Raw genomic sequence first — 22,309 nt, 5'->3', positions numbered from 1 at the left:
GAAAGCCGCAACCGGCCCTCATTCGTCAGCACCCAGCGGATCGGCACTCATTGGAGTGAGTGACCAATCCCGTTCCTCGCGGGCTCCGAATAGGACCCGTGATGAAAAATTTGAGCAGAGGGGTCCGCCTTCCGCTGGCTGCCCTGTCGGGCCTGCTCGCCGGCTTCGCGGCGCTGGCCGTCGCGGAGCTGGTGTCTGCCGCGGTGCGGCCCGAGTCGGGTCCGGTGATCGCGGTCGGCGGTGCCGCGATCGACCGGACCCCGCCGGCCGTGAAGGACTGGGCGATCCGGCACTTCGGCACGAACGACAAGATCGTCCTGCAACTCGGCATTCTCGCTGTCCTGGCTCTGCTCGCGCTGATTCTCGGTGTGATCGCTCTTCGGTATCGTCGTGCAGGCGCGGCGGGCGTCCTCGCCTTCGGGGTGGTCGGGGCCCTCGCGGCCACTGGCCGCGCGGACTCCACGAGCATGACGGACGCGCTGCCTTCGGTGATCGGTGCGGTTGTCGCAGCCGGCGTGCTGTATGTCCTCATCGGACGTCTCGCTGTGCGCGCCGGACCTTCGTCCGCCGTGCCTGGGCCAGTCGAGGCCCCCGACGCCGGTACCACTGCGGAGGAACGGGGATGGGACCGGCGAGGGTTCGTGGTCGCGGCGACGGCGGCGGCGGCCGCCTCGGCGGGAGCCGGCCTGCTCGGCCGTTCCCTCAACGGTTCCCGCGGCCAGGGTGCCGTCACCTCGCGAAGCAAGATCGTCCTGCCGCGACCGGCGTCCCCGGCCGTACCCATCCCGGCCGGAGCGGTGCTGCACACGCCGGGCATCAGCCCGTTCGTGACCCCCAACGCGGACTTCTACCGCGTCGACACCGCACTGGTCGTCCCCAAGGTCGATGCCACCACGTGGCATCTGAAGATCCACGGCGAGGGCGTCAGTAGCCCGCTGACCGTCACCTTCCAGGACCTGTTGAACCGTCGGCTCATCGAGCGCGACATCACCCTGACCTGTGTGTCCAACGAAGTGGGCGGCCCCTACGTCGGCAACGCCCGCTGGATCGGTGTCCCTCTCGCCGACCTGCTAAAAGAGGCCGGCGTGAAGCCGCCGTCGCGCGGCGGCCCGGCGGATCAGCTGGTGGCACGCTCGGTCGACGGCATGACGATCGGCAGTCCGGTCGAGGACGTCATGGACGGCCGGGACGCGATGCTCGCGATCGGCATGAACGGGCAGCCATTGCCGTTCGTACACGGTTTCCCTGTACGGATGGTGGTCCCGGGCCTCTACGGATACGTCTCGGCGTGCAAGTGGATCCGGGACTTGGAACTGACCACATTCGATGCCTACGACTCGTACTGGGTCAAACGGTCCTGGGCCCGGAAGGCGCCCATCAAGACCGAGTCGCGCATCGACACCCCCAAGCCCTTCGCCCGTCCGAAGGCCGGCACCGTGATGATCGCGGGAGTGGCCTGGGCACAGCACCGGGGCATCGACCGCGTCGAGGTGCGGGTGGACGACGACGGCCCCTGGATGAGAGCCGATCTGGCCGCCGAGGACACCACGGACACCTGGCGCCAGTGGTCCCTGCCCTGGAAAGCCACCTCCGGCCCCCACACGCTGACGGCCCGCGCCACCGACCGTACCGGTCAGGTACAGACCGAACAGCGCGCCCAGACCATTCCCGACGGAGCCAGCGGCTGGCACTCGGTGGTGGTCACCGTGGACTGAACGCGCCGCCCCCGCGGCCTCTGCGCGCCTGAACTCCCCACCTCCACCCGGCGTGTTCGGCCCCTGTCGGCCCGCACGCCCCGCCTCTTCCTTTCTCATCAGGAGTAGTCATGAATGCCCTACGTTTCCGTCGTGCCGCGATCGCCGTCACCGCTGCCGCCGTTCTTCCCTTCGCGCTGAGCGCGTGCGGAGGCTCCGACAGCAAGAAGGACACCTCGTCCTCGCCCTCCGAGGCTGCCGCGCCGCCGGCCGCACAGTCTTCCGCCGGCGGCGACACGGCCATGACGGACAAGCCGTTCGGCACCGCGTGTGCTTCGGTGCCGAAGGACGGCGCGGGTTCGTTCGACGGGATGGCCAAGGACCCCGTCGCGACCGCAGCGTCCAACAACCCGGCCCTGTCCACGCTCGTGACTGCGGTGAAGAAGGCAGGTCTGGTCGACACGTTGAACAACGCGCAGAACATCACCGTGTTCGCGCCGACCAATGACGCGTTCGCGAAGATCCCGAAGGCCGACCTGGACAAGGTCCTCAATGACAAGGCGATGCTGACCAAGATCCTCACGTACCACGTGGTCGGCCAGAAGCTCGCGCCCAAGCAGCTGGAGAACGGCTCGTTCGACACCCTGGAGAAGAGCAAGGTCACCACGACCGGCTCCGGGACCGAGTACAAGGTGAATGACAGTGCCAACGTGGTCTGCGGCAACGTGCCGACCGCCAACGCCACCGTCTACATCGTCGACACGGTCCTGATGCCCAAGTAGCTTCAGCGCGAGGTGAGTTGAACTTCTGTGCGGTGGGGGTGGGCCGTATCGCGGCCTGCCCCCGCACGTGGTGTCGACACATTTGACGAGGAGGACGCTGTGGTAGCCATTCCGCAGCAGGGTCAGTTCGTGCCGGATTTCGCGCTGCCCGGCGGTGTCCTGACCCAGAATCTTTTCGAGCGTGGCGAGTACCGGCTGTGCGCGGAGCGCGGGAGGCCCCTGGTTCTCACCTTTTATCCGGGTGACGACACGCCGGTCTGCACCCGCCAGCTGTGCTCGTACTCCAGCGGCCTGGAGGCTTTCGCCGACTGTGGTGCCGACGTGTGGGCCATCAGCCCGCAGTCGCTGGACAGCCACGAGGCATTCGCTCGCAAACACCAACTCGCCATGCCGCTGCTGGCCGACACGGAGCGGGTTGTAGCGCGCGCCTTCGGCATCACCGCCCCTGGAATCGGACTGCGGCGGGCGGTGTTCCTCATTGGCCCCGACGGCACCCTCTTCTGGAAACACGTCACCCTCCTCGGTGCCACCTTCCAGAGTGTGGACACCCTGAGTCGACAACTTGCTCGACTCTCAGCGCTTTGAGACGCATGGGTGCTCAGGCGGGTCCGCGCCGGGCTTGGCTGCCTGACGGTGGCCAAGCCCGGTGAAGAGCGGCGAGTCGGGGCTCTGGAGAGGGCTGGGCTGCCGCTGGACACAGGTGTTGCGCCCTGAGGCCGCGGCTTCCGCTCCCCAGTACGCCGGAGGCTCCTTCTCCGATGATTGGTGACGACCAATTGCTTGATCAGACATGCCGCGAGGCTCAGTTGCCGAGAACCGGGGGAGGGCGGCGATGCTGGATGCTGGGGTCATGTCTGCGGCTTCTGAGGCAGGTGCCGACTTGCAGGGCACCTCCGCGCCGCTCAGGCGGTGGTGAAGTCAATCAGTGCGAGCGGAGCTGAGGTCGGGGCGGGTGAGCCGCCGGCGGGCTCCAGGGTGATGCCCATGCCGGAGGCCCGGTTGACCGATCCTGCGAGGAGAACGGCGTCGGTGGTGCGTCCTGGGTCCATCAGTCCGGCCGAGCGCATGGTTCCGGCGTCGTTGAACCACAGTTGGTAGACCTTGCCGGCCGGCGGGTGCGGGAGTCCGGAGGCCACGAAGGCGGCCTGGTTCCTGCTGCGGGCCACGACAAGCGTTGCTGTCGCGCCGTTGTTCAGGGTGGCGATGGTGGTCTTCGCGTCGGGCGCCGCGAGGACGTCGGCAAGTTGCTGGGACTGGCGCTGGGCCATGTTCGCCCGCGACTGGGCGTCATTGGCCTGCTGATGCTGCCAGACCGCTACCCCGCCGAGTCCGGCCGCCGCAGCGAGACAGGCGGCCAGTGCGAGACGGGACCAGCGTGCTCGGCGAACTCGGCTGGCAGCGCGTCCTGGCGGGCCGGGTGTGTGGGGGGAGTCCTGGCGGACGGTGGTGATCCGCCGCAGGACCGTGGTCTTCAGTTCTACCGGCGGCCTGACTGACACGGCGAGCCCCAGCCGACCGGCAGTAGCGGTGAATTCACGCACCTCTTGCGCACATGCCGCGCAGGCGCCCAAGTGCCTTTCGAACGCTTCGCGTTCCGCCTCCGGCAGTGCGTGGAGCGCGTAGGCGCCGGTCAGTGTGTGCAGATCCGCTGTGATCATGCGGTCACCCCCAGGCAGTCGCGCATCCGGATCAGTCCGTCGCGCAGTCGGGTCTTCACCGTGCCCAGCGGCACGGCGAGCAGTTCGGCAACTTCCCGGTAGGTCATGCCGCGGTAGTAGGCGAAGGTCACAGACTGGCGCTGGAGCTCGGTGAGGGTACGCAGACAGCGGCGCACCTGCTCCTGTTCCAGGCGCCGGTCCACCTCTTCGGCGACTTCGTCGAACGCCGGGGTCTGGGCGAGGAGGGCTGCCTTGTGGTCGCGTGAGGTGGCGGCCTGGGCGGAGCGGACGCGGTCCACGGCTCGGCGATGGGCGAGGGTGAGCACCCAGTTCATGACACTTCCCCGGTCCCGGCGGTAGCGGGCGGCAGTCTGCCACACGGCTACCATGACCTCCTGGGCAACCTCCTCGGACTGCGCCGCATCACGTACGACGGCGCGCACCACCCCGAGCACGTGGCCGGCCACCGCGTCATAGACGGAGCCGAAGGCTTGCTGGTCTCCCTGCGCCACGCGGTCGAGCAGGTCGGGCAGGTCAGGCCCTGCCGAGGGCAACCCACTGATGTGCACCGGTTCTCTCACGCGGTGATCCTCCTGAAAATCGATCCGTACACACGCGATTCGTAACCGGTGCGCCGATGGATTGCTGCAGCACACTGGTATCCACAGAAATCCGGGAGAAAGCGCCAGCAGGCGTCATTCCCGGGAACGGCTCCGAGGCAGCACCCCCGCGGGTGAAGGGCTTGGCCGCTGACAGCCTCGCCATCACCTGGCTACGGATCCCCGATCCGGGCTGGCGCCGCGGGGCGTGCTTTCAGCGAGCGCGCGGCCGAGGGGGTCTGGTAGACGAGCAGCGTCCATTCGTCGTCCGCCCGGCCGGATACCACGTGCCCCGCCAGCTCCCGCTGGGGAGAGATGCCGGTGTAGATCGGTTCACCATCGGGATGGACTTCCGTTTGGATGCCATGCGGCCTGGCGCCAACAGAGTTCACAGGCCACAGGGTTGGGTTCATGCGAAGCTCAACGCCGTCCACGATGCCATGCCAGGGTTACCCGTGAGAGGGATCCGCGAGGTGGGGCGAGAGGCAGCCTTCAAGCGCCCCGCCATGAGGGGCTGACGGACGATGCTCTCCCGGGACAGCTCTCTGGGTCTCGTTGAGCCCCGTTCGCCCGAGGCGCGACCGGCGAAATGCTTCCCTTGAGTATGACGGCGAAGGCTGGGCTGCCGCGGGCTGATCAGGTGGGTTCTGAGCGGGTCCACACTCTCGCTGTTATTGCATGCGTGTCGCAACAGGGCTGCTGGTGCACATCTGGCCTAAAGGGCGTGAGGGCGTGTCGCTCTCGGATTCCCGTGCTTCCGCAGTGCGGCTGCGCCGTCCTGACCTGGGGATTAGCGGCTGCGGTGGGTCTGGGAGGGCCTGGAAGGGGCATGCGGATGGCCCCGCCTGGGGTAGCGGTCGTGGTTTTGTGCCGCTTGCGCAGTACGTGTGGATGTCTGTCCCAGCCCCCGACGGTCCTATCGGCTGCCTTTCCTGCGTCCTGGGCGTGCGGATTCCCGCGCCCCAGGAGCAGGACGTCACTCCGCCTCCCCTCCCCCTGCCGCGCCCAACTCGCCGACGGCCGGGGGAGCTCCCCTCGGAAGGATTTCCGTGAAGGCAACTCAGGGCACGCCCCGATCGCGCCGCATGCTGGACCACTCCCTGCTCGTCCTCGGGGCCGGCGCGCTGGCCACGGGCCTGGGCGTCATGACCCTGGCGCCGGGCATCAGCGCGGCCTCAAGTCACCGTGAGGCACCGCTGATCGCCGGTGACCCGCGGGCCGACAACACCGACGTGTACGCGTTCACCAGCCCCGACAAGCCCGACACTGTGACGCTCCTGGCGAACTGGATCCCGTTCGAGGAGCCCAACGGCGGACCGAATTTCTACGCCTTCGGCGAGGACCTGCGCTACAACATCAAGATCGACAGTGACGGAGACGGTGTCGCCGACACCACCTACACCTGGCGGTTCCACAACCAGGTCCGGGACGCCGCCAACCAGTTCCTCTACAACACCGGCCCCGTCACCTCCCTCAACAGCCCGAACCTGAACTTCCGTCAGGTCTATGACCTGGTGCTCTCCCACGGCAACGAGAGCAAGGTCCTGCTCTCCAACGTTCCCGCCGCACCCTCCCGGGTGGGGCCGGCGTCCATGCCGAACTACGCGTCCCTGCGCAGCCAGGCCATCCGTACGCTCCCCGGCGGCGGCAGGACGTTCGCCGGGCAGGCCGAGGACCCGTTCTTCGCGGACCTGCGTGTCTTCGACCTCCTCTACGGCGGCAACCTCTCCGAGCGCGGCCAGGACACCCTGGCCGGCTACAACGTCAACTCGGTGGCCCTGCAGATCCCCAAGAAGCAGCTCGCGCTCAAGGGCAACAGCGTCCGGAACCCGGTGGTCGGCATCTGGTCGACCACCGACCGCCAGGGCGTGCAGGTCTCCGACTCCCGCTCCCAGCACGGCGACCAGTGGAAGCAGGTCTCGCGGCTCGGCAACCCGCTCGTCAACGAGGTCGTCGTCCCGCTGAAGTACAAGGACGCCTTCAACACGCTCAACCCGGACCAGGACCGCACCGTGCAGCCTGTCGTGGACAAGGTCCTGGACCCGATCCTGCCCAAGCTGATCCAGAAGGTGTACGGGGTTCCGGCGCCGGCCACTCCGCGCAAGGACCTCTTCGAGATCTACCTGACGGGCCTGTGCAAGGCGTGCGGGCCGGTCCAGGCCGATCTCAACGCCCACCGCCTCAACAAGGACGCGAACCTGCGCAAGATCGTGCCGGCCGAAGAACTGCGGCTGAACATGGGTGTGCACCCGGCCGCGAACCCCAACCGGCTGGGCGTCCTGGCGGGCGACCTGGCCGGATTCCCCAACGGCCGGCGGCTGACGGACGACGTCATCGACATCTCCCTGCAGGCTGTCGAAGGCGCCGCCCAGACCGGGCAGCTCGTTCCCGCTCTGGCCGACGGTGACCAGGTCGACGCCAACGAGGTGCCGTTCGGAGCGACGTTCCCCTACCTGGCACTTCCGCACACCAAGTCGGTCAACAGCGGGCCGGGCGGATCCGAGCGGGCTCAGCAGTCCGCCCTGAAGCACACCACCAGTGACGGTGTCACGGGGCAGACGATGGCCGCCGGCACCAGTGCCGCCGGCGTTCTCCTGCTGGGTGCCGGCGGCTGGCGCCTGCGCCGCCGCACCAAGACCAGCTGACCTCGCCTCCGAGACCAGCAGTCACGCGTGTCCGGCCCTGCCCTCGGGGTGCGGGGCCGGACACGTGCACCGCACCAGGGGAGGACAACCTCATGAACCCGCACGCCCCCGCACCTGAAGCCCGGCCGCGCCGCGCCGGGCGGGCGATGCGCAGCGCCGTCGCCGCCCTGGCCCTGGGCGCGGTCATGTTCACCGTCGGGGCCCTGGGCCTGTCGCCCGGCGACGGCGGCCGGAAGCCGGCCGTAGGACCGGCCGCTCCCGTACCAGCGAGAGGCTCCATCGAGGCCCTGCGCGCGCGGGTGAAGCATCTGCCTCAGGACTCCGCAGCCTGGGCGGCCCTGGGGATGGCCTATGTACAGCAGGCGCGCACCACCCCCGATCCCGCCACCTATCTGCGCGCGCAGCAGGCACTGGAGCGGTCCCTGGCCGTCCAGCGGGACGGCAATGCCAACGCGGAGATCGCCATGGGAGCTCTGGCAGCCGCACGCCACGACTTTCCCATCGCCCTGACCTGGGCCCGCCGGGCCACCACGACAGCCCCATACAGCCCGGTCGCCTACGGAGTCCTCGCCGACGCCTACACCCAACTCGGCCGTTACGAGGACTCCTACACCGCAGTCCAGCGCATGAACGACCTGCGCCCCGACGCCTCCGCCCTGGCCCGCGCCTCCTACACCTTCGAACTGCGCGGCAACACCGCACGGGCCCGCGAGCTCATGCAGCGCTCTCTGACCGCCGCAGCCACCCCGGGGGAGCAGTCCTTCGCCCGCGCGTGCCTGTCCGCACTGGACCTGCAGGACGGCGACGCGCGAGGCGCCCTGGAACAGGCAGCCCAAGGGCTGCGCAGCGCACCGCAGGACTCCGCGCTCCTCGAAGCCCGGGCCCGCGCCCGCTTCGCCCTGGGCGACACACACGGCGCGGTACGCGACTACGAAGCCGCCATCGCCATCGCACCTCTGCCGCACTACCTTCTCGGACTCGGCGAACTCCAGCAGTCTCTCGGCCACCAGGCCGAAGCCGACGCCCAGTACGACGTGCTCCGGGCCCAGGACGCCCTCCGCCGCACCGGGAACAACCCGCCCGACACCGACGCCATCCTCTTCGAAGCCGACCACGGCCGCCCCGAACAAGCCGCCGCCATGGGCCAAGAAGCCCTGCACGCCCGGCCCTTCATCGCCATCCACGACGCCTACGCCTGGGCCCTGCACCAAGCAGGACAAGACCAGCAGGCCCTCGACCAGGCCGACCAGGACCTCGCCCTCGGCACGCACAGCGCACTGTTCCACTACCACCGCGCCGTCATCCACCAAGCCCTCGGCGACGACACCGAAGCCCGCGCGGACCTTCGGACGGCACTGCGGCTCGATCCCCACTTCCATCCCCTGCACGCACCCGCCGCGCGTGCCCTGCTCCTGCGGATCGGCACCACCTCATGAACCTCACCCTGCGCCGCACGGCGAGCACCGCCGCCGCAACAGCCTTCGCCTCAGCGGTCATGCTCTCCGCGGCCAATGCCGCCCTCGCCCACCCCCTGGGCAACTTCACCGTGAACTACCACACGGGCCTCACCCTGCGCCCCGACCGCATCGAGGCGACAGTGGTCGTCGACCGCGCGGAGATCTCCACCCTCCAGGAGCACTCCCGCATCGACGTCAACCACGACGGCGACACCACCCAGGACGAGGTCGGCGCATACAGCCACCTCGCTTGCGCCGGGCTGGGCAGCCAACTCCACGTCGACGTCAACACCCGGCCGCTGCAATGGAGTCCGGCCGCACAGGCCCTGACCTACGAGCGTGGCCAGGCCGGCCTCAAGACCAGCCGCCTGACCTGCACCTACAGGGCTGCCGCCGACCTCACCCAAGCCGCCGACATCGACCTTCGCACCACCTATGACACCCAGCGGATCGGCTGGCGTGAGATGACCGCCCGCGGCCAAGGGCTCGCGATCACCGGCACAGAACTCCCCGCCACCTCACCCACCGACGAACTGCGCCACTACCCGCCGGACCCCACCGCGAGCCCGCTCAACCAGTACACCGCACACCTGCGCACCGAGCCCGGCGTCACGGCAAGCGGGCCCGGAGGAGCAGTCCTGTCCAGGAGCGGCTGGGCAGCGGGGATTTCCGAGGCCGTCTCCGCGCACTTCGACTCACTGATCGGCGACCGCCAACTGACCGTGCCGGTCGGCCTGCTGGCCCTTCTCCTGGCTCTGGTCCTGGGTGCCTCGCACGCAGTGCTGCCCGGACACGGCAAGACCATCATGGCCGCCTACCTCGCCGGACGACGGGGCACCAAACGCGACGCCGTCACCGTCGGCGCGACCGTCACGCTCACCCACACCGCAGGTGTCCTCGTACTCGGACTCGCCCTGCCCGCCGCCACACACCTCGCCGGTGAAACCGTCCTGAACTGGCTGGGTGCCGCCAGCGGAATGATCGTCACCGGCATCGGCCTGTGGCTCCTGATCACCAACCTGCGCGGCCGGCCATCCCACGGCCACCACCATCACCACGGCGCAGGCCACCATCACCACCATCACGGCGCCCACCACCATCACGACGATGAACCCGGTCACGATCATGGCCACCGGCACCACGACAAGCACGAGCACGGTCAACACCCAACCCTCGAAGCCCCTTTGCGTATCAAGGGCCGCCTGCCGCAACGCCGCCGCCCGGCCACTCCACAGCACGGAGAACCCGGAACGGTCGCCACACTCACCGAACCCGAGACCATCCCCTCCGTCAGCACGCTCCATCACCACGGGCCTGCCCGCCGACAGGGCCGCAGCGGGCTCATCGGCATGGGCATCGCCGGCGGCCTGGTCCCCAGCCCCTCCGCACTCGTCGTACTTCTCGGCGCCGTCGCCCTGGGACGCACCGCCTTCGGCGTCCTCCTCGTCATCGCCTACGGCCTCGGCATGGCCGCCACCCTGACCGCGGCGGGACTCCTCCTCGTCCGCCTCCGCGACCACCTGGAAGCGCGCACACCGGCCTTCTCCCCTCGATCGCAAGCGGCTCTGCGCCACCTCGCCAGAGTCGGCCCAGGGATGACCGCGGTCCTTGTCGTCATCGTCGGCGTCGGGCTCACCATCACCGCCCTCACACCAATCACGTGACGCCGTGCTGCTACTGAGCTTGCAGGCGTGATGTCGTCGGCGAGCTTCTCGACATAGCTCGCGAAGCTGTCGGGAAAGGCTCTTTCCTCGGCTGTGCGCAAGCCACTTGAATGGGCGGTCTCCTCACAGCGGCAGCCGGGACACCAGCTGGTGTCTTCGGAGGGCGGAATCGAAGGGGCAATGCCATGAGCATGATTCAAAGTGGCAAGCTGGCTCTGGACTCACCAAACTCCACTGAGACGGTGGGCGGCAAGATCGACACCTTCAAGCAGGTCGACTTCCCCACCCCGTTCCCAGCGGGCTCGGACGTGATCGTGCAGGTAACCGTGCAGACCTTCAATGGCCCCGAAACGCCGGGGGTCCGGCTGCACAACGTGAGTAACACCGGGTTCCGCATCCGCTTCAACGAGATCCTCGGCGGAGGCGTCTCAGCTGACGGCAAGCACACCACAGAAACCATCGGCTGGACCGCCTACACGATCTGAGACGTGCCACGGGCGGCCCGCTGGACAAATACCTCCTGGGTCGCCTGCAGCGCGGTTCAAGGCTGCAAGCTCGCGCACCAGGCACGGTGCTCCCCGGTGTCAGTGCTGTCGCCATGGCACGTACATGCCCAATGGCAGTGGCGACCGGTTCACGTGCGCTCGGTGCCTGGGCCTCGGGCAGCACCTGCGCGATCCTCGGGCTCGATCCGACGCACTCGGACAACGAGGGCAGCGGTGGCGTTCGTCCCCCGACCCGCAGCGGCCGCCAGATGCCGCCTTGTGCACACCCGTCGCTGTGCTCGGGCGGATTTGGCGGGGCAGACGGGCTCGGACGGGAGGTCTAGGGTGGAGTTACGCGCCCCAGACCCGGCCGTCCGATCCCTCCGGCCTCAGGCGGTGCCGATCATGAATCACACTCTCCAGCACACGCATACCCCCAGCCCAAGTGCCACCGGTGATCACGGTGAATGGGACCTCCAGGCAGGAGGGAAGTTCGGAGAGGCGTACGACCAGCACTCCGAGCCGCTGTTCGCGCTCGCCCGATTGCTGTGCAAGGACGCCCACAAGGCAAGCAGCGCCTTCGTCGCCGCCATGACCTGCCTTGGCACGCTTCCGCACGACCTCGCCGAAGACCCGAGCTCCCAACGGCGCCAACTCGCTCAGGAACTCTGGCAGGCAGCGGGCAGCCCGCCGCCTGTTAGCAGCGCGCGTTTCGTGACCAGCGCGCCCGCTGACGACCAGCGGAACGACATCCGCAGCGGGCCAGTCCCGTCCGGAGCGCCCGGGGCATCCTGCTCAACCGGACAGGCGCTCCTTGGCCTGGTCCTTCTCGGCGGCCATACATACCGCCAGGTAGCCGACCTCCTGGACCTGCCCCCGCACGCCGTAGCTCAGCAGCTCCGTGAAGCCCTTCTGGCCGAGCGTCCGCATGCGGATCATTGACGGGCCCCGCTCTCATGCCTGGCGGGATCGAGGTGCGCGGTGACCCGGCCCCTGCGGGGTCACCGGGCCACCGCACTTCTGGGCCTTGCGGCCGTCAGCCCGCGCCGTGATGCGCGAGTGCCTCGTGCAGGCTGGCGCTGTGCGTGTGATCAGTGTGGACAGTGGCGCAGGTCAGCCGGGGCACAGCGGGATCAAAGCGTGTTCGGCCGCGACCGCGGGCGGTGCTGCCCAGCAACGCTGCTCGTTTCTCCGCGAGAGTTCAGCGGCCATCCGTGTGGCTCCTGGCGGCATTGAGCACGCGTTGCCGTTCACCTTGGGGGTGTGCGGTGTCGAATGCGGTGCATGGCGAAGCTTTGGAGTGGCTGGATTCGCGTAGTGCTGGCGGCGTTGAGTGGTCTGCTGGCCGGGTACGCGGCGCTGGCGGTGGCGGAGCTGGTGTCGGCCGCGGTGCGTCCTCAGGCGAGTCCGGTCGTGGCGGTGGGGGGCGCTGCCATTGACCGGACGCCGCCCGCGGTCAAGGACTGGGCGATCCGTCATTTCGGCACGAACGACAAACTCGTCCTTCAACTGGGCATCCTTGCGGTCCTCGCCCTCTTTGCGATGCTGCTCGGCGTGATCGCGCTGCGCTACCGGAAGATCGGCGCTCTCGGGGTGCTGCTGTTCGGCGTGGTGGGGGCGCTCGCGGCGACCAGTCGCCCCGACTCCACCGGAGCGGCAGACGCACTGCCGTCGGTCGTCGGGACGGTGGTCGCCGCTGGATTGCTGTTCTGGCTGATCGGCCGCCTCCGTAGGCCCCGTCCGACCCTCCACGCTGGTGGAACCGCCGCCGAGCCTTCGGGCTCGTCGGCAGGAGCTGTCGCGACCGCCGACGACGATGAAACCGCGGGCCGCCCACCGGCGGCTGACGCGGTGGGGGAGGGTTGGGATCGCCGTGGTTTCGTCGTGGCCGCGACCGCTACCGCGGCGGCGTCCACGGGGGCGGGCTGGCTCGGCCTGTCGCTGAACGGTTCCAGCGGCCAGAGCGCGGTCGCGTCCCGCTCGAAGGTGGTCCTGCCGCGCCCGGCTTCTCCCGCAGCTGCGGTGCCCAAGGGCGCCGAGCTCCAGATTCCGGGGATCAGTCCCTTCTTCACGCCGAATGCCGACTTCTACCGGGTCGACACCGCGCTGGTAGTGCCGAAGGTTGATGCCACTACCTGGCGTCTGACGATCCACGGCAAGGGCGTGTCGCGGCCGCGCACCGTCACCTTCGACGATCTGATTCACGGACGGGCCGGGGAACTCATCGAGAGGGACGTCACCCTGGCCTGTGTGTCCAACGAGGTGGGCGGTCCCTACGTCGGTAACGCCCGCTGGATCGGCGTGCGGCTCGCCGACCTGCTGCGGGAGGCAGGTGTGGTCCCGCCGTCGAAGGGCGGGCCGGCGGACCAACTGGTGGCCAGGTCGGTGGACGGGATGACGATCGGCAGTCCGGTCGAGGACGTCATGGACGGCCGGGATGCCATGCTCGCGGTCGGCATGAACGGCCAGCCCCTGCCCTTTGAACACGGCTTCCCGGTTCGCATGCTCGTCCCCGGCCTGTTCGGCTACGTGTCGGCGTGCAAGTGGATCGAGGACATTGAACTGACAACCTTTGACGCCTACGACTCGTACTGGGTGAAACGCAGTTGGGCGCGCCGGGGTCCGATCAAGACGGAATCGCGGATCGACACCCCGAAGCCGTTCGCCCGCCCGGCGCAGGGCACGGTGATGGTGGCTGGTGTCGCCTGGGCCCAGCACCGCGGTATCGACCGGGTCGAAGTCCGTGTAGATGACGGGCCGTGGCAGCCGGCCGATCTGGCCGCACAGGACACCACCGACACGTGGCGCCAGTGGTCGTTCCCCTGGAAGGCGACGACTTCCGGCAGCCACACGCTCACCGTCCGCGCCACCGACCGCACCGGAACGGTGCAGACGGAGAAGCGCACCCCCACCATTCCCGACGGTGCGAGTGGCTGGCACTCCGTCGTCGTCATCGTGCAGTAGGCCGCAGACGCGCCGAACCCTCAAGTCGGCTCGGCGCGTCTGGGGTGAGTTGAACGGTGTGCCGGTGGGTCCACAGGCCGCGCCGGGCGGCCAGAACGCGCTTCCGCCCGGACTGCGGCGAATGGGCGCGGCCTGCGGAGACAGCGGGTTACTTCATGTTGCCCATCATGTCGGAGGGCATAAGGACGCTGTCGATGATGTACACGGTGGCGTTGGCGGTGGGGACGTTGCCGCAGACCACCGTGGCGGTCTTGTTCACCTTGTAGGTGTCGCCCGATGCGGTCGTAGTGACCTTGCTCTTCTCCAGCGTCGTGAACGATCCGTTCTTCAGCTGGTTCGGAGCGAGCTTCTCACCGACGACGTGGTAGGTGAGGATCTTGGTGAGGTCTGCCTTGTTGGCCAGAACCTTGTCCAGCGTGGCCTTCGGGATCTTCGCGAACGCCGCGTTGGTGGGCGCGAAAACCGTGATGTTCTGGGCGTTGTTCAGGGTGTCGACGAGCCCCGCCTTCTTGACCGCGGTCACCAAAGTGGAGAGCGCCGGGTTGTGGGAGGCGGCTGTCGCCACGGGGTCCTTGGCCATACCGGCCAGGCTGCCCGCACCCTGCTTGGGTACGGACGAGCACGCCGATCCGAACGGCTGGGTGGCCGTGTCCGCGGCGTGGGCCGCTGGGGCCAGGAGCGCGACGGAGACGGGGAGAGTGAGCGCCGCTGTCCAGATGGCGACGCGACGGTTGCGAGTAGCAGTCACTGGATTCTTCCCTTCGAGGGGAAAGGCGGGCCGCAGCCCGTTACACCTGCCCAGCCCGGGGGCCGGGGGCCGGGGCGCATCCGCGGCCGGTCCAGCTGCCCGGGGGCCACGCCAGGGGGGCGCTCCTCATCCAGACCGGTAAACCCGGCGTGAATTACGCACACCTCCATTATCTGCCACCACCGTGCGCGGTTGTCGACCGGACAGCGAGCACAGCAGCTGCGCCGCCTATGGCGCAGCTGGCGGACCTCTCCTCCGGGATGGCTAGGGACCGAATCCGCGCGGGAGGACTACCGGCGCAAAAACCGGACTCAGGCACCAAGCGAAACGCCACTCGGCAACGAATGCCAGATGAGCGGGGCGCGCTGCCGTATCCGTGAAGTGAGGGACCGTTTACGGCAGCGGCCCGGCTCCCGCACCCCGCCACACCGGCTGGGATTGTCCGCTTCTGCCCTCAGCGGTAGATAAGGAGGCCAGGGACATGGCCACGATCGGCAGCACACATCTGAGACTCCGGGGGCACGTGGTGCTGGATGAGCACCTTCCCGTCGATCACCGCCTGAGCCGCGTCTACCGCTTCGGCGCCGGCGCGGCGGGCCTGTTCCTGGTCACGTTCGGCATCCTGGGGCTCATCGACCAGATCGGATTCTTCAGCACCGGCGCCAACACGGTCCTGGGCCTGAACAGCAACGGCGCGCTGAGCGCCGTGTCCATCGCGGTCGGCGCCGTGCTCCTGGCCGGCGCGGTCCGAGGCGGCAACACCGCGTCCATCATCAACATGGCCACCGGGATAGCGTTCCTGCTGGCCGGGTTCGCCAGCCTGGCCCTCCTCGACAGCCGCTTCAACTTCCTGGCGTTCCACATCCAGAACGTGCTGTTCAGCTTCGTCGTCGGGATCATGCTGATGACGTTCGGCATGTACGGCCGCGTCAGCGGTACGCTGCCGCACGACAACCCCTACTGGCAGGCACGCCACCCCGAGCGGTGAAGTCCCGGGTGGGCCTGGCCAACCGGGCATGCCGCGCATCCTCCTCGGTGAAATGCGGACCTGCCAGCGCAACGGCCCGCGGTGGGCTGGCCGGATGCAGCACTACACAATCGGGCAGGCAGCCCGGTTGCTCCGCGTCAGCCTTGATACGGCTCGCCGCTGGGCGGACGCGGGTCGTTTCCCCACCGTGCGCGAGGACGGCAGACGCAAGGTCACCGCTGCGGACCTCGCATCGTTCTGCGTCCAACACGCACAGGAGAATGCCGAGGAGAGGGGAGAGAGCACCACCTCCGGCCACAACGCGATGGCCGGAAGGGTCACCGCGGTCACCCTCGATGACGTCGCCGCCAGGTCGAGATCAGGCTGGCTCCCACCGGATTGTTTCCCTCCTGATTCGTGAAACCGAAGCACTCGGCCTCGAAGTCGGCGTCCGGGCCACCGCCCCGGTCAAGTTCACCAGCGTCCACAGCATCGTCGACTGATATGCATGTGCGGCCCCGCGTGCTGAGCGGTGCCCCCACCTGAACGAGCGATGGCGCCAGGCTTGTTGCGCACAAGGGAGGCGTCAGTCTTGGCGCCGAGTCGCACAGACCTTTCTGGACTCGTCTCGTTTCACGCCCGCCGCTCCCAAGGGATCGCTTGTGCCCGGGTAGTCGTCGGGCGCTGCGGCCCCCAGTCCGGAACCACGAGCACCGCGCGGGGCCGCGGGCCCGCCGGCCGGGGCGAGTGGGTATCGGCGGACCGGTCGGTCGCCGTCGCTTTGCGGAGTTCGGCGGTGAACTGTGCGCCGGTGAGCAGCGCGAGGTTGGACAGCCAGAGCCAGATCAGGAAGACGACGATGCCGGCGAGGGAGCCGTAGAGGCGGCTGTAGGTGCCCAGCAGGGAGGTGTAGAGCGCGAATCCGGCGGAGACGGTCAGCCACAGGACGGCTGCCAGCACCCCGCCGGGCAGGCTGTTGCGGCGCCGGTGGGCGGACGGTGGCCCGGTGTGGAAGACCACGACCACGAGTAGGGCGACCAAGGACAGCAGGAGCGGCCAGCGGACCAGACTCCACACGAGGGCCACTCCGCTGTCGAGGTGCAACAGGTGGCCGATGTCCTTGGCGACGGGTCCGCTGAGGATCAGGACGAGAGCACAGACCCCGAGGAGAACGAGCAGAGCCAGCGCGGTGGCAACGATGCGATGAGCCTTGCGCCAGGGCGAGCGCCTGTCGGGGACCTGGTGCATGCGGTGCAGGGCTCGGCGGAAGACCGCGAGGTAGCTGCAGGAGGACCAGACCGCGCTGGTGATGCCCCCGGCCATCAGCGTCCAGACGGCGGACTGTTCTTCCGTTATACGGGCAAGCAGACCGCGGAGCTCGGAGCCGGACTGGCCCGGGGCATAGTGGGTGACCCCGGAGATGAACTGCTCGGCGGTCGCCGGGCTGATGAGCCCGAAGGCCAGGGCCGTCACGAGCAGGGCCGGCAGGATGGCCAGGACGGCGTAATACGTCAAAGCGGCCGCGTAGTCGGTGACGTCGTCATTCCACATGGTTACCGGAGTCCGGCGCAGTGCTGTCCACCAACTGGCAGACAGAGAAGCGTTGTTGGAGCCTGTGCCTTGGCTGGACAGCGGGCGGGGCTCACCGGACATGCTGGACCCGGTGGGTGACATGGTTCATACGCAGCAAGGTGTCGATCTCGTAGGGAGCGGCTGCCGGCGCGGCTTCGCCGGACAGGGCAGTGAGCTGCTCGATGACGGTGCCGGGTGCGGTGTCGGTGTCCAGCCAGACACACAGGTGCAGCTGCAGACGTCGGCGGCGGACATACAGGCGGGCACGGCATCGACTGATGCCGTCGATGGTCACGGCGCGCTCGGCCAGTGCCTCCTCGAAGGCACGGGTGCGCAGATCGGCGTGCGGGGCGGCCAGCGGCAGACGGGCACGGTGGCGCGGGTGGAGCTGCCGGAGAAGCCACCAGGCGAGCAGTACGGTGAGGAGCACTCCGGCGGTGATGACGGCAGGCGTCCACCAACCTTGGGTGCGGAGGTCTGTCAACGTCCCGCCGTCGAACAAGACGGCGTCCGGGGCGAGGGCCGGCCAGCCGCGCGGGAGCCTCTCGGCGATCGAGGCGCGTGCGGCGGCCAGCCAGATCCCGCCAATCAGGAGGGCGAGTCCGGCGGTGGCCAGGACGGTCCGGTTGACGGCTGTATGGGCCGAGGTCATGCCGTACGTCCCTTCTCGTCAGCCGGGGAGCGACTGGCGTCCTGGTGGGGTGCCTGCCAGGACGGTGTGGGCCTCATGGTCACGTTGCAGCGGAGGCTGCGGCGAAGCCGGCAGCCGGCGAGAGTCCGCTCGGTGGCGGACGTTGCCTGGCGCAGGGCGGTCTCCTGGTCGCCGAAGGCCAGGCGAGCCCGCACGGTGAGGCGTCGTCGTCGGACGCGGACACGCACCTTTTCGACTCCCTCCACGGAACTGACGGCATCCCGGACGAGCGTGGCGACGGTGAGCCGGTTGATGACGACGCTCTGACGTGTACCGGCGGTGGCGAGGGCCAGCAGACGGCGGTGCCCGGGGGTGAACGCCAGTACCAGCATCAACACGCCGAGGGCGGCCGCGATCAAAGCGGCGGCGGTCACGCCCACGTCGTCCACGCGGAGCCCGGCCAGCCGGTCCACAGCACGTGCACGCCAGGCTCCGGCGTTGTGGCCGTTGATATGGACTCGGATGACGTCGACGGTCACGGCCGCGCAGACCACCCCGGCAAGAAGGATCAGAACGGCCGTCGGAAGCCGGCGTGCCGACCAGCAGCGCCGCCGCGACGCGGCTCCTGCTCCCGACGACCCTTCGGTCGCCGCCGGCGCCGCGTCCCGGGCTTCGAGCCGGGTAACGGTCATCCGGGGAGGGGCCACCTCAAGTCCGGTCAGCTGCCGGGTACGGGCGGCCACATGTCCCTGCACCAGCCGGGCCGTGTCCGACAGTGGAGTGGGGTAGGGCAGCGCGACCCTAAGCGCCACGATGGCCCGACGGCCGGTGACCGCGGCGGAGCCCTTTGGCCTGCGCACGGTCGGAACGGGGAGCACCTCCTGCGCCGCCCGCTCGGCGATCTTCCGTACGGCCTTGTCCGCGATGGTGGTCGACCCACGTCCGGCGGCGGCCGTCATCGACGGTTCCGCTCGAACATGTCCCGCAGCGCTACCGTACTGCCACCGCCGTCGAGCCAGGCGCCGCCCGCGTATCCGGCCGCACCGAGGACGGCGACCAGCACGAAGGCGACGAAACCTCCGAAGTACGCGGCGAACGCCAGGGCGATCCCCGCCACCATTCCGATGAAGGCTCTGCTCATCTCTCCCCACCTCCTGTCCAAGGACCCCACCGGGGCCGGCCGACGTCCCAGAACTCCACAGACAGCTCGGGCTACTCGACCCGGGATTCGGGGGAGGCATCCTGGCTGTCGTCCTCGGGCAGGTGCACGTCGTTGATGGCGATGTTGACCTCCACCACCTCCAGACCCGTGATCCGCTCGACGGCCCCGACGACGTTCTCGCGCACATCGGCCGGCTCGCCCTCGGCTACACCGGCGGATACCACGTCGTGCACCGCTACGTAGTGACCATCCGGAAGGGCATCGCGGTCCCCGCCCGCTCGATCACTCCCCGCCCTCGCGACATCACCTCATGGATCATGCGCCCCGAGGAGTCACTCAGCACGTCCGACATGGCCCAGCTCGACGCTGTGCGGAGTGCCTGCCCGGAGCTCGCCCAGGCCTGCGACCTCGCGCGGGAGTTCACCGACATGCTCCGCCAACGCCGCGGCCACCTGCTGCGGGACTGGATTCAAAAGGCCGAGCTGGGCGGCCCAGACGCCATTGGGATCTTCGCCGACTCCATCCGCCAGGACGCCCACGCCGTCACGGCAGGCCTCACCTTGCCCTACAGCTCCTGCAGTCGTAGGCATCACGGAAGAGCGGTCAGAACCCCACAGTTGGCCGGTCTGAATTCACAGTTGGCCGCGGTGCCTGACTGCGCGGGTGGTCGGCCCTCCCAGGCTCGGCCCCGGGGCAAATAGCGCACTGGGGCCGAGCGGGCGTCAGCTGGCTGCGGGGAGGTTCAAGACCATGCCGGGGCGCACGGAGTCAGGGTTCTTGAGCTGGTCTTTGTTGGCTTCGAAAATGCTCTGCCACTTCGACGACTCGCCGCTGCTGGGGTGGTCCAGCCGGCGAAGGGGGTGAATCCGTCCAAGGAAGCGACGCCGTCGGCCCGGCCGAACATCAACGGTAGATCGCTTGCTGCGGTGTAGTCCGCTCCGAAGATTTCTTCCCACACCGACTGGGCTGTGGTGATACCGATCGTGAGACCAGTGGCCTTGTAGGCGGCGAGCAGGCCGGTGAATGTGGATCGGTTGGCGGTCTGGTCGCCGCTCCAGTACCTGCTCTCAGCTACGTCAAGCCACAGGACCGCGTCCTGGAGCTGAACGTCCTTGACTGCCTTAGCCACGTCAGCCGCGGCGGAGGCGGGAGTGCCGCTGGTGGCGAGGGCGAAATACGCATTTCTCGTCCGCCCAGCCCGGCCAGGAGAGGGACGGCGAACACGCCCGAGCGCCAGCAGGAGGGGTGAGAGTCACCGTCTCCCATCAGTGGGGCAGTTGATAGGCCACCACCTGCGGTCGTGCTTCCAGCTGGGCGACGGCGGTGGCGGATCGGTCGATGTGGTGGTCGAGTTCACCATAGGAGAGCGCTACCGTTCTGCCGTCCCGGCCGGTGAGGAACGCCGGGCGGTCCGGCTGGGCGGCAGTCAGTGCACGCAGGTCGCCGTCCAGGGTCGTACCGCGCCCGATCCCGTCCGTGCGATAGCGCTGTGCGACGGCGGCCGGTGGCCGTACCCGCGCGAAGTCCAACGGACGAGGCAGGACCTGTTCGGCTCCCATGAGGGCTGGCTCCTTGCACGATTGACGTCGATCATGACAGGGCGCATCGTGGGCGGATGACTGACAGCGTTTCAGCAGCCGGCACCGTGATCAAGAGCGCCGAGGCGCTGCAGAAGGCCCGCGCCCTGCGCCCGTTGCTGCGCGCCCACGCATCCGACTGCGAGGCCGCGCGCCGGCTCACCGAGCCTGTGGTGACGGCGCTGACCGAGGCGGGCATGTTCCGGCTTTGGCTGCCCGGCAGGTACGGAGGAACGCAGGCCGGAGCGCGCACGCTGGTCGAGGTGGTGGCCGCGCTCGCCGAGGGCGACGGGTCAGCAGCCTGGGTGACCTCCCACATCGCTGTCGGCACCTGGCTGGCAGCGCAGTTCCCCGAGCCCGCGCGCAGCGAGCTCCTGGCGCACCCGAACGTCAGGATCACGGGGGTCCTCGCCCCGACCGCCCAGGCCCGGCCGGTCCCCGGCGGGTGGCGAGTCACTGGCCGCTGGCCCTACAACTCCGGCGGTCCGATCTCCACTCACGTCATGCTCGGCTCCCTCCTGGCCGACGACACGGGCCGGACCACCAGCCAGGCGGCGTGTGCGATCCCCGTGGAAGACATCGTGTTCGAGGACACCTGGCACGTGCTGGGAATGCGCGGCACCGCAAGCAGTACAGCCACAGCAACCGACCTGTTCGTCCCGGAAGGAAAGGTGGTACCGATGCATGAGCTGGTCGGGCCGCTCGACCAGGATGCCGGGGCACCGCTGATGCCCTTCCTGCTGCTGGCTATCCTCAGCCCACAGCTCGGCATGGGCCGGGCCGCCCTCGCTCATGTGCTGGCCCACGCGCCGGACAAACCCGTCCCGGGCACGTTCTACGACACCCAGGCGGAATCGGTCGCCTTCCAACTGCATGTGGCCGAAGCTGCCGTGAAGATCGAGACCGCGGAGGCCCTCGCCCTGCGGATCGCCGACGAACTCGACGTGGCCACCGAGAACGCCACCCTTCTCTCCTTCGCGGACCGGGCCCGGACACGGGCGTTGGTGAGCCGCGCCGTCACGGAGGTCGTGGACGCCGTCACCCTCCTGGCCACCGCGCACGGAGCCGGCGGCTTCGCCGACTCCAGCCCCTTCCAGCGGATCTGGCGCAACGTGAACATGGCGGCCCGCCACATGAACGCCTCTCCCGCAGTCGCGCACGAAACATACGGCAAGTCCCTGCTCGGCCGCCCGGAGCGGGCCGCACGCACCGTCTGACCCACGCCGCCCGCCGCCGAAAGTCAGCCCCGAACGAACCGCGCGGCCTGATTCTCTTGTCCCCAGAAGGCCATTGGCCCGCACTCACTGAACGTGGAGTGCTGTCACGTGCGCTAGGCAACTCGCCCAACCCCGGACGCTCGTCCGGACCCGTGCCGGCTGGGCGGACTGCCAGCGACCGGGCGGCCTAGGGGTTTGGCGCACGAGCAGTGTCCATTCGGCGTCCGCCCGGCGCCGCCGAGCCCGCTGCTGTGCCGATGTGGTCCGGCCCGGCAGCGGGGCTGATTGTGGTGGCGCGGCTGGAGCGTTGGCGGAGCATCCTGGTCCGTCACGACGCGCGGACGGCGACGAACTTGGCCCACAGCTGGGCGGCTTCGGCGATCGCAGAGGCACTAGGCGCTGTTTCTCGGATCTCCTGACGTGGGTGGGGTGTTGGGGTCAGGCTTGCGGTATGGGTCGTGGGGATCTGACGAACGCGGAATGGGAG

Annotated in this window: 21 protein-coding genes and 2 pseudogenes; 11 read left to right on the top strand and 12 right to left on the bottom strand. The window is 68.9% G+C overall.

Translation table 11 applies throughout. From position 1 onward, the window contains the following. The first annotated feature begins 101 nt into the window (after positions 1–101). From ACFYNP_RS37330 to ACFYNP_RS37320, 3 genes are all read left to right on the top strand, one after another. Positions 102–1,715, top strand: a complete 1,614-nt coding sequence (locus ACFYNP_RS37330) for a molybdopterin-dependent oxidoreductase (protein WP_388791818.1) — start codon at positions 102–104, stop codon at positions 1,713–1,715. A 110-nt stretch (positions 1,716–1,825) separates the two neighbouring features. Further along, the gene (locus ACFYNP_RS37325; RefSeq protein ID WP_388791816.1) at positions 1,826–2,476 is read left to right on the top strand and encodes a fasciclin domain-containing protein; all 651 of its coding nucleotides are present in this window, start codon (positions 1,826–1,828) and stop codon (positions 2,474–2,476) included. A gap of 99 nt (positions 2,477–2,575) precedes the next feature. After that, a complete protein-coding gene (locus ACFYNP_RS37320; RefSeq protein ID WP_364134596.1) occupies positions 2,576–3,061 on the top strand; it encodes a peroxiredoxin in 486 nt (161 codons plus the stop codon). A 317-nt stretch (positions 3,062–3,378) separates the two neighbouring features. Here ACFYNP_RS37320 and ACFYNP_RS37315 read toward each other — a convergent pair whose 3' ends face one another. The 3 genes from ACFYNP_RS37315 to ACFYNP_RS37305 form a co-directional block, all read right to left on the bottom strand. After that, the gene (locus tag ACFYNP_RS37315; RefSeq protein ID WP_388791814.1) at positions 3,379–4,134 is read right to left on the bottom strand and encodes an anti-sigma factor domain-containing protein; all 756 of its coding nucleotides are present in this window, start codon (positions 4,132–4,134) and stop codon (positions 3,379–3,381) included. Beyond that, positions 4,131–4,715: a sigma-70 family RNA polymerase sigma factor gene (locus tag ACFYNP_RS37310; RefSeq protein ID WP_388791812.1), complete on the bottom strand. Its 585-nt coding sequence runs from the start codon at positions 4,713–4,715 to the stop codon at positions 4,131–4,133. Before ACFYNP_RS37310 ends, ACFYNP_RS37315 begins: the two co-directional genes overlap by 4 nt. Positions 4,716–4,906: 191 nt before the next feature. Further along, positions 4,907–5,167, bottom strand: coding sequence for a hypothetical protein (locus tag ACFYNP_RS37305; RefSeq protein ID WP_388791810.1), 261 nt, complete (start codon positions 5,165–5,167; stop codon positions 4,907–4,909). Between the two features lie 651 nt (positions 5,168–5,818). Between ACFYNP_RS37305 and ACFYNP_RS37300 the strand changes: the two genes are divergently transcribed. From ACFYNP_RS37300 to ACFYNP_RS37285, 4 genes are all read left to right on the top strand, one after another. After that, entirely contained in the window at positions 5,819–7,378 is a 1,560-nt protein-coding gene (locus tag ACFYNP_RS37300) for a DUF4331 domain-containing protein (RefSeq protein WP_388791824.1), read from the top strand. A gap of 92 nt (positions 7,379–7,470) precedes the next feature. Next, positions 7,471–8,814 carry a tetratricopeptide repeat protein gene (locus ACFYNP_RS37295; RefSeq protein ID WP_388791808.1) on the top strand — a complete coding sequence of 448 codons (1,344 nt, stop codon included), beginning with the start codon at positions 7,471–7,473 and terminating at the stop codon, positions 8,812–8,814. Further along, on the top strand, positions 8,811–10,499 hold the full coding sequence (locus ACFYNP_RS37290; protein ID WP_388791806.1) for a nickel/cobalt transporter: 1,689 nt from the start codon (positions 8,811–8,813) through the stop codon (positions 10,497–10,499). Before ACFYNP_RS37295 ends, ACFYNP_RS37290 begins: the two co-directional genes overlap by 4 nt. Before the next feature lie 185 nt (positions 10,500–10,684). Then, positions 10,685–10,984 (top strand): hypothetical protein, encoded by a 300-nt coding sequence (locus ACFYNP_RS37285; RefSeq protein ID WP_388791804.1) that lies wholly within the window; start codon positions 10,685–10,687, stop codon positions 10,982–10,984. 795 nt (positions 10,985–11,779) lie between these two features. Here ACFYNP_RS37285 and ACFYNP_RS37280 read toward each other — a convergent pair. Together ACFYNP_RS37280 and ACFYNP_RS37275 are read right to left on the bottom strand one after the other, a co-directional pair. Then, positions 11,780–11,923 carry a hypothetical protein gene (locus ACFYNP_RS37280; protein ID WP_388791803.1) on the bottom strand — a complete coding sequence of 48 codons (144 nt, stop codon included), beginning with the start codon at positions 11,921–11,923 and terminating at the stop codon, positions 11,780–11,782. Positions 11,924–12,020: 97 nt separating this feature from the next. Next, positions 12,021–12,142: pseudogene (locus tag ACFYNP_RS37275) on the bottom strand (cation diffusion facilitator family transporter); the annotation flags it as partial. A 126-nt stretch (positions 12,143–12,268) separates the two neighbouring features. On the opposite strand from ACFYNP_RS37275, the gene ACFYNP_RS37270 reads away from it, so the two are divergent. Next, positions 12,269–13,948: a molybdopterin-dependent oxidoreductase gene (locus tag ACFYNP_RS37270; protein ID WP_388791801.1), complete on the top strand. Its 1,680-nt coding sequence runs from the start codon at positions 12,269–12,271 to the stop codon at positions 13,946–13,948. Between the two features lie 148 nt (positions 13,949–14,096). On the opposite strand, the gene ACFYNP_RS37265 is transcribed toward ACFYNP_RS37270, so the two are convergent. Beyond that, a complete protein-coding gene (locus tag ACFYNP_RS37265) occupies positions 14,097–14,696 on the bottom strand; it encodes a fasciclin domain-containing protein (RefSeq protein ID WP_362455880.1) in 600 nt (199 codons plus the stop codon). A gap of 481 nt (positions 14,697–15,177) precedes the next feature. On the opposite strand from ACFYNP_RS37265, the gene ACFYNP_RS37260 reads away from it, so the two are divergent. After that, complete coding sequence (locus ACFYNP_RS37260) at positions 15,178–15,684, top strand: DUF4383 domain-containing protein (RefSeq protein WP_388791799.1); 507 nt, start codon at positions 15,178–15,180, stop codon at positions 15,682–15,684. 94 nt (positions 15,685–15,778) lie between these two features. Further along, positions 15,779–16,166: pseudogene (locus ACFYNP_RS37255) on the top strand (helix-turn-helix domain-containing protein). Between the two features lie 130 nt (positions 16,167–16,296). Here ACFYNP_RS37255 and ACFYNP_RS37250 read toward each other — a convergent pair. The 6 genes from ACFYNP_RS37250 to ACFYNP_RS37225 form a co-directional block, all read right to left on the bottom strand. Continuing rightward, positions 16,297–17,214 (bottom strand): YihY/virulence factor BrkB family protein, encoded by a 918-nt coding sequence (locus tag ACFYNP_RS37250; protein WP_388791797.1) that lies wholly within the window; start codon positions 17,212–17,214, stop codon positions 16,297–16,299. A 91-nt stretch (positions 17,215–17,305) separates the two neighbouring features. Continuing rightward, positions 17,306–17,887: a hypothetical protein gene (locus ACFYNP_RS37245; protein WP_388791795.1), complete on the bottom strand. Its 582-nt coding sequence runs from the start codon at positions 17,885–17,887 to the stop codon at positions 17,306–17,308. Continuing rightward, positions 17,884–18,825 (bottom strand): DUF6286 domain-containing Asp23/Gls24 family envelope stress response protein, encoded by a 942-nt coding sequence (locus tag ACFYNP_RS37240; protein ID WP_388791793.1) that lies wholly within the window; start codon positions 18,823–18,825, stop codon positions 17,884–17,886. Before ACFYNP_RS37240 ends, ACFYNP_RS37245 begins: the two co-directional genes overlap by 4 nt. Next, positions 18,822–19,007, bottom strand: a complete 186-nt coding sequence (locus ACFYNP_RS37235; RefSeq protein ID WP_388791791.1) for a hypothetical protein — start codon at positions 19,005–19,007, stop codon at positions 18,822–18,824. Before ACFYNP_RS37235 ends, ACFYNP_RS37240 begins: the two co-directional genes overlap by 4 nt. A 71-nt stretch (positions 19,008–19,078) precedes the next feature. Further along, the gene (locus tag ACFYNP_RS37230) at positions 19,079–19,261 is read right to left on the bottom strand and encodes a hypothetical protein (protein WP_388791789.1); all 183 of its coding nucleotides are present in this window, start codon (positions 19,259–19,261) and stop codon (positions 19,079–19,081) included. Between the two features lie 1,032 nt (positions 19,262–20,293). Further along, positions 20,294–20,587 carry a hypothetical protein gene (locus tag ACFYNP_RS37225; RefSeq protein WP_388420452.1) on the bottom strand — a complete coding sequence of 98 codons (294 nt, stop codon included), beginning with the start codon at positions 20,585–20,587 and terminating at the stop codon, positions 20,294–20,296. Positions 20,588–20,643: 56 nt separating this feature from the next. Here ACFYNP_RS37225 and ACFYNP_RS37220 point away from each other — a divergent pair, with 56 nt between their 5' ends. Next, entirely contained in the window at positions 20,644–21,822 is a 1,179-nt protein-coding gene (locus ACFYNP_RS37220; RefSeq protein WP_388791787.1) for an acyl-CoA dehydrogenase family protein, read from the top strand. The last annotated feature ends 487 nt before the right edge of the window (positions 21,823–22,309 follow it).

Source organism: Streptomyces sp. NPDC006691, assembly GCF_042869955.1.
Classification (GTDB): domain Bacteria; phylum Actinomycetota; class Actinomycetes; order Streptomycetales; family Streptomycetaceae; genus Streptomyces.
The sequence above is the reverse complement of the archived record's forward strand: the minus strand, read 5'-3'. Positions and strand labels throughout refer to the sequence as shown.